This window comes from Collinsella aerofaciens, from assembly GCF_015558785.1.
Classification (GTDB): Bacteria; Actinomycetota; Coriobacteriia; order Coriobacteriales; family Coriobacteriaceae; genus Collinsella; species Collinsella aerofaciens_P.
Window position 1 is genome coordinate 145,905 of sequence record NZ_JADMOP010000004.1, and the last position, 11,080, is coordinate 156,984.

Sequence of the window (11,080 nt, forward strand, 5' to 3'; positions counted from 1 at the left end):
CGCCCGCCTCCGACCGACGGTCGAGTGAGATTACTTCGCAGCACCTGGGATTCCGTGGGAGGTTTTGGCGGTTTTGGCTCCGTTTACGATGGCGGTTTCCAGGGCCCTTACGGCGAGCATGCCCAGCAGGTCTAGGGGAACGGCGGCGCTTGCCTGGGCGCCCAGTTTGCCGCTGGCGAGGGTGTAGATGGTGTCGCCGTCGTTGGTGGTGTGTGTGGGGCGGATGGCGTGTGCGTAGGCGTCTGCGGCCATCTGGGAGACCTTGGTGGCTTGTGCCTTAGTGAGTTCCACGTTGGTGACGATGCAGCTGATGGTGGTGTTGGTGCGGTCGAGCGGCATCTGCATGGATCCGGCGGCGGCAAAGGCTGCGAGTTCCATGTCGACGATCTGGTCGCTATCGGCTGCGGCGCGCATGCCGGCGACCCACTCGCCGGTGAAGGGGTCGACAACGTTGCCGCAGGCGTTGACCGAGACCACGGCGCCCACCTTGATGGGGCCGAGTGCCACGGCGGCAGCTCCAAGGCCGGCCTTCATGCAGGTGGCAGGCCCCATGAGCTTACCCACGGTAGCGCCCGTGCCGGCGCCTACGTTGCCCTGTTCGAGCTTGGTGGGGGTGTGGTCGAGTGCTTCGCGCACGGCGGCGATGCCGGCCTCAATGTCGGGGCGCACGGTGGGGTTACCAAAGGCGAGGTCGAAGATACAGCTGGAGCACACGATAGGCACCTGCGTGGGGCCGACGGGAAGGCCGATGCCGCGGCTCTCAAGCTCGCGAGCGACGCCGCTTGCAGCCTCGAGGCCAAAGGCCGATCCACCCGAAAGGCAGACGGCGTGGACCTTGTCGACGGTGTTCTCGGGTCGCAGCAGGTCGGTTTCGCGCGATGCTGGAGCACCGCCGCGAACGTCAACGCCGCCGGTGGCGCCCTCGGGTGCCACGATTACGGTGCAACCGGTGCCGGCCTCCTCGTCCGTATAGTTGCCATAGCAAAAGCCATCGACATCGCAGACGTCAATGGCCTCGAGCAGTGTATCCATGTTTAACTCCTATCGGTTTTCCGCCGCGCCTTGTGCCCGGTCGGGATCCGTACGGTACGCCAAAATTGTAGGCGCCGGGGGATACCCAGCGCCAGATGCAATTACGAGAGTTTTTGAATCGCGCGCGCGACGCGGGCGATGGGTAGGCCCACCACGTTATAGAAGTCGCCCGAAATATCGTGCACGAGCATGCGTCCTCCTGTGCCCTGAATGCCGTAGGCGCCGGCCTTGTCCATGGGCTCACCCGAGGCGACGTAGTGCTCGATCTGCTCGTCGGTGAGCTCGTAGAACGTCACGTCGGTCACATCGACAAAGGACAGGCTTTCGGCGGCATGCGGGGCGGTCGTATCGCCTGCCTTAACGATGCAGACGCCGGTTGCGACCTGGTGCGTGCGGCCCGAAAGCTCACGGAGCATAGTGCGCGCCTCGTCCTCGGTTGCCGGCTTGCCCAGAATCTTGCCGTCAAAGGTGACGATGGTGTCGGCCGCGACCGTCAGCTCATTGGGCTCGGCATACTCGGCAGCAACGGCAGCCGCCTTGGCGCGTGCCAAGCGCTCGACAAGCGTGAGCGGGGCCTCGCCATCAAAGGGCGTTTCGTCGATATCCGCGGGAATCACGCGAATGTTGTAGCCTGCCTCGCGCATCAGCTCTATGCGGCGCGGCGATTGCGAAGCCAAAATCATAGTTGGATGCCCTCGGCGACCTTCTCGACGGCCTTGTCGCCGGCGAGCGTGCGCAGCAGCTCCAATGCAAAGGGGAGGGACTGTGCCATGCCGCTGGCAGTGATGATGTTGCCGTCTTGCGTGACCTTCTCGCCGGTATAGGCGCCTTCGGGGAAGCTTTTCTCAAAGCCAGGGAAGCACGTGGCATGGCGCCCCTCGAGCAGGTCGAGCTCGCCCAGGATAAACGGGGCGGCGCAGATGGCGGCGACGTGCTTGGTTGCGGCGAACTCGCAGACCACGTCGCAGACGCGCTGATCTGCGCGCAGGTTGGTGGCACCGGGCAGGCCGCCGGGCAGCACGACGCAGTCGTACTCGTCAAAGTTGATCTCATCAAAGAGCGCATCGCAGGTCACGGGGATCTGCAGCGAGCTTACGACCTCGCGCGTGGGCATGATCGAGACGAGCGTGGCACGCACGCCGCCGCGACGCATGACATCGACCATGGTCAAGCATTCAATAGTTTCAAAGCCATCGGCGGCGAGAACGGCAACGCTGGGCATGAGGGTTCCTTTCATAGGCGGCATACAATTAGCCGTCTTATACCCCGAAGACCTCCGCTTGCCACGCTCGATTTCCCAATGATTATCTGAGCAATGATTAAGCGGCTAGTTGCGCCTAAGGTGGACGACGGTCTCGCAGTGGAAGGTTTGTGGGAACAGGTCGACTGGCGTGATCTTTACGGGGGAGAAGGTGCCTTCTTCGACAAAGCGTTTGAGATCGCGCGCCAGGGTGGCCGGGTCGCAGCTCACGTAGGCGACATCGCGGGCACTCGTGCTGGCGATAAGGCCGATCGCCTCGGGGGCGAGGCCTGCGCGCGGCGGGTCGACCACCAAGATGTCGGCATCCTGGTCGGGGAACTCGCGCACCGCGTCTCCGCCAATGACGTCGACGTTATCAAGCTTGTTGATTTCCAGGTTACGGCGTAGATCGCGCACGGCGGGGCCGTAGGCCTCGACGGCAGCGACAAAGTCGCAGCGGCGGGCGAGCGGCAGGGTAAAGGTGCCGGCACCGCAGTACAGGTCCACGGCAAGCTCGTCTTCCTGCGGGTCGAGCGCTTCCATGACAAGATCGATCAAAATCTCGGCACCCTTGGTGTTGACCTGGAAAAAAGACGGGGCAGACAAGCGCATCTGATCCTCGGCGATATTCTCGGTCCATGAGCCCTCTCCGGCGAGCATTTCGACCTTGGAGACACGGCGGGCCTTCTTTTCGCCCTTGCTCATCACGCGTACGATGCTCGTAGGATGAGCGGCGTCCGCCAGCACGCGGGAGACCTGCGAGCGCGGAAAAGAGCCTGTGGGCGTCCAGAGTGCGACCTCGAGTGCCTTGGTGCGGCGCGATGCGCGAATGCCCACGCGTTCGAGCCCCAAGTCATGGCTGCCGCTTAGATAGTTGAGTGCGCCGACGACCGATTTGAGTGCCTTCGGGAAGCGCTTATCGAACAGCGGACACATATCGACGGTCACGATTTTGCTGGGGTCGACACCGTGCATGCCAAGGCGCACGCGACCGTTGACGACGGTCGGTTCGAGCTCGATTTTATTGCGGTAGCCCCAGTCGTCCTTGGTGTGGCAGATGGGCTGTACCAACTCATCTGCCAGCTCAGGAGCGAACTTGCCGATGCGCTCGAGCGTGGAGCGCAGGTTTTGCTCCTTGGCGGCGAGCTGTGCCGTGCGTGAGAGATTGCCCCACGAGCAGCCGCCGCAGATGCCCACGAAGGGGCAGGGAGGCTGAATGCGATTGGGGCTTGGCTCCAGAATCTCGGTGGTGCGGGCGCGCATGAATGACTTGCCGTCCTGTACGACCTCGGCCTCGACGGTGTCGCCTGCCACGGCACCCTGCACAAAGACGGCCTTGCCGTTGTCGGCGTGCGCCAGCCCGTCGGCGCCGTAGGTCATCGATTCTATAGTGAGCTTCATATTCCTGCCTGTCATTCGCGTTGTTGTTCGCACCATGGTAGCAGGGAAAAGCGCCCCGTATCCGAGGCTTTCCTCAAATGCGGGGCGCTTCTACAAACTGCTTCTACAAACGACTATTTCGTCTTGCCGGTAATGAGCGTCTTAAGACCCAGGCCGATCAGACCCAGGCCCATGCGCACGCGGCCGGGGCGATGGCGCTCGATGGCCTTGGTCTTGCCAGCGGGCTTATCGCGACGGGCGCTCGTCTCGGGTGCGGGCTTGGTGACCTGCGGATCGGGCTGAGGTGCAGGTGCAGGCTCGGGCTCAATGACGGTCGCCTGGACCTCTTGGACCTTGGGTGCTACTGGCTGCGGCTCGGCCTCGGAGGCAGGTTCCGCCTCAATGACGGGCTCGGGCGCGGCCTCGGCGTTGCGATAGGCGCGCTCCAGCAGGGCTTCCTGTGAGTTGAAGGGTTTCTCACCCTCTGCACGCTCCACGGGGACCCAGGTGCCGTCGCTCGTGAGGCTGCGGGCCTTCACGTTGTCGCGCAGCTGCATGCCCATGTACTCGTGCACCAGAGCGCAGCAGGTGGGGTCGAGCACGGGGAAGGCAATCTCCACGCGGTGCTCGGTGTTGCGCGTCATCATGTCTGCCGAGCTCAGGTAAATCATGTCCGAGTCCACGCCGAAAGCATAGACGCGCGCGTGCTCCAAAAAGCGTCCGACGATGGAGCGGACATGCACGTTCTCGGTCTTGCCCGGAACACCGGGCTTGAGGCATGAGATGCCGCGGATGATCATGTCTACGCGCACGCCGGCACACGATGCCTCGGCGATCTTGTCGATAACCTCGCGGTCGGTCAGTGAGTTGAGCTTAAAGAACACGCGGGCGGGCTCGCCGGCAAGGGCGCGCTGGATCTCGCGGTCAAGCCCGCGCATGATGAGCGGTTTCAGTCCGACGGGCGCCACACCCAGGAAGCGGTAGTCGCCGCGCAGGTTGCCCAGCGACAGATTGCGGAAGAACAGGTTGGCGTCTTCACCGATGCCGGGATGGGCTGTCATGAGCATAAAGTCGCTGTAGAGTTTGGCCGTCTTCTCGTTAAAGTTGCCGGTGCCCAAAAGCGTGAGGCGGGTGAGCGCCATGCCCTCGCGATAGGTGAGCTGGCAGATCTTGGAGTGGCACTTAAAGCCTTCGGAGCCGTAGATGACGGTGCAGCCTGCCTCTTCCAGACGCTCGGCCCACTCGATGTTGTTCTGCTCGTCAAAGCGGGCGCGGAGCTCCATGAGCACCGTGACCTCTTTGCCGTTCTCGGCGGCATCGATCAGCGACTCGCATAGGCGGCTCTGCTTGGCCACGCGGTAGAGCGTGATGCGCAACGAGATGCACTCGGGATCGTAGGCTGCCTCGTGTACCAGATCCAGGAACGGATTCATGGCCTCGTAAGGGTAGAAGAGCAGCTTGTCGTGCTGCAGCACCTGCTCGCGGATGGAGCGGGTCATGTCGATGGTGGGGTTGGGCTGTGGCTTAAACGGCGTAAAGAGGAGCTCGTTGCGCAGGTGCTCGGGAATCTTGCCCTCAATGCCAAAGACGTAGCCCAGGTTGAGCGGGATATCGCAGGTAAAGACAGAGCGGCGCGAAAGCTCGAGCGCCTTGCGGATAGTCTTGAGCGTCGCCTTCTCGAGCGACCCCGAGACCGCGAGCACTACCGGCTGCAGGCGCAGGCGCTTCTTGAGAATGCGCTTCATGTGCTGGCGGTAGTCCTCTTCCTCTTCGACGCCCTCGCCGTCCGGATCGATGTCGGCGTTGCGGGTGACGCGGATCAGCGCACGATCCAGCGGCTTATAGGAGCCAAAGCAGCTGTCCAGGCAGGCGAGGATGACGTCCTCGAGCAAGATGTAGGAGTAGGTGCCGGTGGGCGAGGGGATCTCGACCACGCGGTTCATCGAGGCGGGAATCTCGATAAGGCCCAGTAGGCTCTCCTCGTCGGTGGCGCCGTCCAGACCACAGGCCAGATAGAGCGCGCCGTTGCGCAGGTTGGGGAAGGGGTGGCGAGGATCGATGACCAGCGGCGAGATGACCGGCGACACGTAGGCCTGGAAGTAGCGGGTTACAAAGGTGCGCTCCTCGGGCGTAAGCGAATCGATGTGGGCGCGGTGAACGCCCAAGGTGTCGAGCTTGCCCTCGATGCTCTTAAAGATGGACTCCCAACGGGTAAGGAGCCCGGGCATTTCGGCCATGACAGCATCGACCTGTTCGGAGGCGGTCATATTGCTCTTGTTGTCGACAGGTTGTTTTTTGAGCTCCGCCAGATCGGACAGGCCGCCCACGCGCACCATAAGGAACTCGTCGAGGTTGGACTCGAAGATCGAGACGAACTTTAGTCGCTCGAATAACGGAACGGTTTCGTCGAAGGCTTCGTCGAGCACGCGGTTGTCAAAGCGTAGCCAGCTGAGCTCTCGGTTTTGCGTGTATGAGAAGTCGCGCGGCGGTTTGCGCAGCTTTGCGGCGGCTTGCTTCTTTTCGATTTTGCTCGGCATATGCATCTGTCCGTTCAGTCCCCACAGGGGACGGTAGCCTAACACTATTCACTATTGTCTCAATTTAGTCGACCTGTGGCACGGACGTATTGCGTGAACGGTATCTTTACCTACTTCTTACGCTGCCAAGGCATGCAACTAACTGCCCAACTCGTTTAGAAACAATCTATATCCATGCTCAATTGGTGAGGATGTATGAATAAGAATGATTGCGAGCTGAATATAATCGAATCCAAATTGAATCATGAACAAACGACATATATATGCAGAAAACCGTTTTAGCTATGCAATTCCTAAACATGAAAATATTTGTGCAATCTAGCTTAATTCCTTAGAAAAAATAACATTTACCTTTGAAAACCTGCTTTAGAGAACCGAAGTGCATCATGGGGGAATCATATGAGATATACCGTTCATCGCACTTTGCTGACCGTTCGGGGGCGAGGTGGAATTGCAGGTGGTTTTTGGATATAACTAGAGCTGTCAGCAAGCAGCGTCCCATACGGAGGGGCGCTGATACATTCGGCCAGTAAGGCCCGAAAGAAAGGTAGGAGGCCATGACGAAAGGTCTGCACGTGCCTTCCGAGATCGGCAAGCTCAGGAAGGTCTGCCTGCACCGTCCCGGCGACGAGCTCCTCAACCTGCCGCCCGACGAGCTCGAGCGACTCCTGTTCGACGACGTCCCGTTCCTGGAGGTCGCGCAGCAGGAGCACGACACCTTCGCCCAGATCCTGAGGGACCAGGGCGTGGAGGTCCTCTATCTCGAGAACCTCGTCGCCGAGGTGTTCGACCAGGTCCCCGGCGCCCGCGCCGAGTTCACCGACCAGTACATCGCCGAGGCCGGCATCCGCGGCCAGCACATGCCGCAGATCGTCCGCGAGAAGCTGGACTCCATCGAGGACAACCTCGAGTTCGTCAAGAAGACCATGGCCGGCATGACCAAGTCCGAGATCGACATGCCCCTCACGGCGTCCACGACCCTCGACTCCCTGGTCAACTCCGAGTCCGAGTCCGACCTGATCATCGACCCGATGCCCAACCTCTACTTCACCCGCGACCCGTTCGCGGTCGTCGGCGAGGGCGTCAACCTCAACCGCATGTACTCGGTCACCCGCAACCGCGAGACCCTGTACGGCAAGTACATCTTCAAGTACCACCCCGACTACAAGGACGTCTCGCTGTACTTCCGCCGCGACTGCCAGTTCCACACCGAGGGCGGCGACGTGCTGAACATCAACGAGAAGACCCTCGCCGTCGGCATCTCCCAGCGCACCCAGGCCGCCGCGATCGACGTCATGGCCCAGAACATCTTCTGGAACTCCGACTCCAAGGTCGAGCGCATCCTGGCCTTCGACATCCCGGTCTCGCGCGCCTTCATGCACCTCGACACGGTCTTCACCCAGATCGACGTCGATAAGTTCACGATCCACCCCGCCATCATGGGCACCCTGCGCGTCTACGAGCTGACCGCCGGCAAGAACCCGGGCGACGTGAACATCCGCCTGATCGAGGACACCCTCGAGCACGTCCTGGAGGACGCCACCGGCGTCGACCAGGTCAAGCTGATCCCCTGCGGCGGCGGCGACCCGATCGCGGCCTCCCGCGAGCAGTGGAACGACGGCTCCAACACCCTGTGCGTCGAGCCCGGCAAGATCTGCGTCTACGCCCGCAACACCGTCACCAACGACGTGCTGTACAAGGAGGGCCTGGACCTTCTCGTCGTGCCCTCCGCAGAGCTCTCCCGCGGCCGCGGCGGCCCGCGCTGCATGAGCATGCCCTTCTGGCGCGAGGACCTCTAAGGTCTTCAAGGACTCGTACGGGTCATAATACATACATCTAGCTGCCATTAGATGTCTCCCATTGGGGCGGTGCGGGTTTTCGCACCGCCCCAATCTTGTATGAGGAACGTCAACACGATTGGACGACTGCTTTTGTAAGGAGCTTGGCCATGGACATCAAGACGATTGGCGTTGAGGAATGGCTCAACGTTTGGGAGAAGAGCGCCACGTGGGACATCGCCCAGTCGACGATCTCGTCGCTCACCATGGGCGAGCTGCGCGCGCTCGATGAACAGGACGGCGCCACGTTCTACGAGCGCCTGGACCGCGAGAAGATGAACTACGGCTGGATCGAGGGCTCGCCGGAGTTTAAGGCCGAGGTTGCCAAGCTGTATCGTCGGGAGGTCAATCCCGATCACATTCTGCAGACCAATGGCTGCACGGGCGCTAACCTCAACGCCATCATGGCTGTGGTCGAGCCCAGCGACCATGTTATCGCCGAGTGGCCCACCTACGCGCCGCTCTACGAGATTCCGCGCACGCTGGGCGCCGAGGTCGAGTATTGGGAGCTTCGCGAGGAACTCGGCTGGAAGCCCGATATCGAGGAACTCAAGCGCTTGGTGCGCCCCAACACCAAGCTTATCTGCATAAACAACGCATCGAACCCCATCGGTACGGTGCTCGATGCCGATATGCTCGGCCAGATTGCCGAGATCGCCCGTTCGGTGGGCGCCTACGTGCTGTGCGACGAGGTGTATCTGCCGCTCGAAAGCACTGAGTCCTTTATGTCGATGGTCGACGTGTACGAGAGGGCCATTGTCACCAACTCGTTGTCGAAGACCTATTCGACGCCTGCGGCCCGCGTGGGCTGGGTCCTGGCCGACGAAGAGGTGTCCAACCGCATCCGTACCTATCGCGATTACACCCTGATCTGCGGCGGCGTGTTCAACGATGCCCTGGCGACCTATGTGCTTGAGCACAAGGATAAGATTCTCGAGCGCAATCGCAAGATCGTGTTTGGCAACCGCGATATCGCGCAGGCTTGGATCGATACGCAGCATCGCGTTTCCTGGACGGCCCCGCAGGGCGTGTCCACCTCGTTTATCCAGCTGGATATTCCCGAGGATGACGAGGAGTTCTGCAGGCGCCTGCTGTCCGAGAGGGGAGTGCTGCTGGTCCCCGGTAGCCGTTTTGAGCTTCCCTGCGGCGCACGCCTGGGCTACTGCGCGAGCGAGGACGTTCTGCGCGAGGGCCTGAGGCTTTTGGGCGAGGCACTGGCGGAGTTCGATCGCTAGGATTCCGATGGTCTTCGGGGGCCTTATCCAAATTAGCCGAAGATTATCGAAAACGGACCCGTTTCCCTAGGGGAAGCGGGTCCGTTTTTCTATACCGAGAAGTCAAGTTGTTACAAATGGGGCCGTAAAGCGAGCCGGTATCCGCTGGGCTTTATACTGAGTTTCCGGTGAACGGTATCAAGCGTCTGGTAAACGGTAATTTATTTACCAGAAATGAATAGGACAAACTTTTTTCTGAATAAAAATGAAAATGGTTGAGACGCGGTGTGAACCGCTAATTCTATTCATAGCTTTATTAGAAATATGCAATTTGAGGATGGTTTAACAAAGTTTAGTTCCATTTGATTTTAGGATTAAAACGCGTTTAAGCACGTAAATACGCTTTATTAAGATGAAGTGTGCCATGCGTGAAGTATATGTGTATGCCGTTCACCCCCTATAAAAAACCGTTCGGGGGCAAGGTGGAAGTATGAGCTGATTTTGGATATAACTAGAGCTGTCAGCAAGCAGCGTCCCATACGGAGGGGCGCTGATACATTCGGCCAGTAAGGCCCGAAAGAAAGGTAGGAGGCCATGACGAAAGGTCTGCACGTGCCTTCCGAGATCGGCAAGCTCAGGAAGGTCTGCCTGCACCGTCCCGGCGACGAGCTCCTCAACCTGCCGCCCGACGAGCTCGAGCGACTCCTGTTCGACGACGTCCCGTTCCTGGAGGTCGCGCAGCAGGAGCACGACACCTTCGCCCAGATCCTGAGGGACCAGGGCGTGGAGGTCCTCTATCTCGAGAACCTCGTCGCCGAGGTGTTCGACCAGGTCCCCGGCGCCCGCGCCGAGTTCACCGACCAGTACATCGCCGAGGCCGGCATCCGCGGCCAGCACATGCCGCAGATCGTCCGCGAGAAGCTGGACTCCATCGAGGACAACCTCGAGTTCGTCAAGAAGACCATGGCCGGCATGACCAAGTCCGAGATCGACATGCCCCTCACGGCGTCCACGACCCTCGACTCCCTGGTCAACTCCGAGTCCGAGTCCGACCTGATCATCGACCCGATGCCCAACCTCTACTTCACCCGCGACCCGTTCGCGGTCGTCGGCGAGGGCGTCAACCTCAACCGCATGTACTCGGTCACCCGCAACCGCGAGACCCTGTACGGCAAGTACATCTTCAAGTACCACCCCGACTACAAGGACGTCTCGCTGTACTTCCGCCGCGACTGCCAGTTCCACACCGAGGGCGGCGACGTGCTGAACATCAACGAGAAGACCCTCGCCGTCGGCATCTCCCAGCGCACCCAGGCCGCCGCGATCGACGTCATGGCCCAGAACATCTTCTGGAACTCCGACTCCAAGGTCGAGCGCATCCTGGCCTTCGACATCCCGGTCTCGCGCGCCTTCATGCACCTCGACACGGTCTTCACCCAGATCGACGTCGATAAGTTCACGATCCACCCCGCCATCATGGGCACCCTGCGCGTCTACGAGCTGACCGCCGGCAAGAACCCGGGCGACGTGAACATCCGCCTGATCGAGGACACCCTCGAGCACGTCCTGGAGGACGCCACCGGCGTCGACCAGGTCAAGCTGATCCCCTGCGGCGGCGGCGACCCGATCGCGGCCTCCCGCGAGCAGTGGAACGACGGCTCCAACACCCTGTGCGTCGAGCCCGGCAAGATCTGCGTCTACGCCCGCAACACCGTCACCAACGACGTGCTGTACAAGGAGGGCCTGGACCTTCTCGTCGTGCCCTCCGCAGAGCTCTCCCGCGGCCGCGGCGGCCCGCGCTGCATGAGCATGCCCTTCTGGCGCGAGGACCTCTAAGTC

General features: G+C 61.0%; 8 protein-coding genes. 3 read left to right on the top strand and 5 right to left on the bottom strand.

Features of this window, described 5'->3' with window-relative positions; genetic code table 11:
- Window positions 1-30 precede the first annotated feature (30 nt).
- The 5 genes from I2G40_RS03425 to ppk1 all read right to left on the bottom strand — a co-directional run bounded on the left by I2G40_RS03425 (window position 31) and on the right by ppk1 (window position 6,189).
- The gene (locus tag I2G40_RS03425; RefSeq protein WP_055309801.1) at window positions 31-1,032 is read right to left on the bottom strand and encodes a P1 family peptidase; all 1,002 of its coding nucleotides are present in this window, start codon (window positions 1,030-1,032) and stop codon (window positions 31-33) included.
- Window positions 1,033-1,133: 101 nt separating this feature from the next.
- Complete coding sequence (locus I2G40_RS03430) at window positions 1,134-1,715, bottom strand: Maf family protein (RefSeq protein ID WP_195544179.1); 582 nt, start codon at window positions 1,713-1,715, stop codon at window positions 1,134-1,136.
- The gene (locus I2G40_RS03435) at window positions 1,712-2,254 is read right to left on the bottom strand and encodes a DJ-1 family glyoxalase III (RefSeq protein WP_055287259.1); all 543 of its coding nucleotides are present in this window, start codon (window positions 2,252-2,254) and stop codon (window positions 1,712-1,714) included. The genes I2G40_RS03430 and I2G40_RS03435 overlap by 4 nt, the downstream gene beginning before the upstream one ends.
- A 105-nt stretch (window positions 2,255-2,359) precedes the next feature.
- The gene (gene rlmD / locus I2G40_RS03440) at window positions 2,360-3,688 is read right to left on the bottom strand and encodes a 23S rRNA (uracil(1939)-C(5))-methyltransferase RlmD (protein WP_117745918.1); all 1,329 of its coding nucleotides are present in this window, start codon (window positions 3,686-3,688) and stop codon (window positions 2,360-2,362) included.
- A 98-nt stretch (window positions 3,689-3,786) separates the two neighbouring features.
- Window positions 3,787-6,189: a polyphosphate kinase 1 gene (ppk1, locus tag I2G40_RS03445; RefSeq protein WP_229090628.1), complete on the bottom strand. Its 2,403-nt coding sequence runs from the start codon at window positions 6,187-6,189 to the stop codon at window positions 3,787-3,789.
- A gap of 557 nt (window positions 6,190-6,746) precedes the next feature.
- Between ppk1 and arcA (I2G40_RS03450) the strand changes: the two genes are divergently transcribed.
- From arcA (I2G40_RS03450) to arcA (I2G40_RS03460), 3 genes are all read left to right on the top strand, one after another.
- Window positions 6,747-7,988 carry an arginine deiminase gene (gene arcA, locus I2G40_RS03450; protein WP_117848985.1) on the top strand — a complete coding sequence of 414 codons (1,242 nt, stop codon included), beginning with the start codon at window positions 6,747-6,749 and terminating at the stop codon, window positions 7,986-7,988.
- A 149-nt stretch (window positions 7,989-8,137) separates the two neighbouring features.
- Window positions 8,138-9,262, top strand: a complete 1,125-nt coding sequence (locus I2G40_RS03455; RefSeq protein ID WP_195544181.1) for an aminotransferase — start codon at window positions 8,138-8,140, stop codon at window positions 9,260-9,262.
- A 573-nt stretch (window positions 9,263-9,835) separates the two neighbouring features.
- Window positions 9,836-11,077 carry an arginine deiminase gene (arcA, locus tag I2G40_RS03460; RefSeq protein ID WP_117848985.1) on the top strand — a complete coding sequence of 414 codons (1,242 nt, stop codon included), beginning with the start codon at window positions 9,836-9,838 and terminating at the stop codon, window positions 11,075-11,077.
- Window positions 11,078-11,080: the final 3 nt, after the last annotated feature.